Source organism: Rhodobacter sp. NSM (assembly GCF_052244495.1).
Classification (GTDB): domain Bacteria; phylum Pseudomonadota; class Alphaproteobacteria; order Rhodobacterales; family Rhodobacteraceae; genus Cereibacter_A.
This window is the reverse complement of sequence record NZ_JBQPXH010000053.1, coordinates 1-1,175: the sequence shown is the minus strand read 5'-3', so window position 1 is coordinate 1,175 and position 1,175 is coordinate 1. Positions and strand designations below refer to the sequence as shown.

1 protein-coding gene is annotated in these 1,175 nt (G+C 60.3%); it reads left to right on the top strand.

Annotated elements, in window-relative coordinates; all coding sequences use genetic code 11:
• Positions 1–54 precede the first annotated feature (54 nt).
• A partial coding sequence (locus ACTVZP_RS22215; protein WP_443214300.1) for an AAA family ATPase occupies positions 55–1,175 on the top strand: 1,121 nt, incomplete at its 3' end.

Below are 1,175 nucleotides of genomic sequence, written 5' to 3'. Positions count from 1 at the left end.
CGGATGATTTATAAGCTCAAAATCGCTAACTTCTACTCCGTTCGGGAGCCGCAGGTGATTGACCTGACCGTCGGCAGAAAGGTGCCCGAGGAGGCCGGACGGCTCGTCAAGATTCATGACGGGTCGGAGGATCGTGCGCCCCGGGTGATCGCCATTTACGGTGCCAACGCCTCCGGCAAGTCGAACGTCCTACGGGCGATCGCATTCCTCAGCTGGTTCGTGCAGTTCAGCTTCGAGCATAAAGCACGGACCCTTCTGCCCTATCAGAAGTTTCTTACCGAGGCCCAGAGCTCGGCGCCTACTAAGCTCTCGATCACCTTCGCCGGACTTGAGGAGCCTCTCACCGATGGGGCGACGAAAACTTGCCCGTACGTCTATTCGCTTGAGCTCGGCATCCGAAGCGGCGGGGAAGACCGGGTTCTTCACGAGAGCCTGTACTATCGTCCGAGCGGCTCGGCCAGGTTGGTTCGTGTATTCGAGCGCGACGGGGCAGGAGCGGTGAAGGTCGCGCCTTGGCTCGGGCTTGGACGGGAGCTTACCGTCCTCGAAAGCATTTTGCGGCCGGACGCGAGCGTCATCGCCACGCTGGGACAGCTCAACAACCGGCTGGCGCTGAGCTTCGTGCAGGCCGCCAACGCGATCGACACGAACATCTTGCTGACCCGGTTTGAGTGGAACGACTTAGACTTGCTGACCGGCTACGCGCGGAACCCGGAGCTACTGAAGGCGCTGAACCGTGACATCCGGCGTATCGATCTCGGGGTCGATCAAGTCCAGATACTGGCGGAGAATGGTGGACCGGTCGCAAGTTTCACGCACGCCGGGCTCGATCAGCCGATTAGGATGATCTTCGAAAGCCATGGGACCCAGCAATTTTTCCGGATCTACCCGACCATCCACCGGGCGCTCGCGCTTGGAGGGGTGGCGGTAATCGACGAACTGGACGTGGCGATTCACCCCTCCGTCCTCCCCGAGATCCTTCGATGGTTCGCGGACCCGGAGCGAAATCCTCATGGTGCCCAGCTTTGGATGAGCTGCCATGCCGTGTCGCTGCTCGACGATCTCCTGAAGGAAGAGGTCCTTTTCTGTGAGAAGGCGCCAGACGGGGCGACCCAGATCTATGGCCTCGGCGATATAAAGGGCATTCGGCGCGACGAGAACTTCCTGCAGAACTA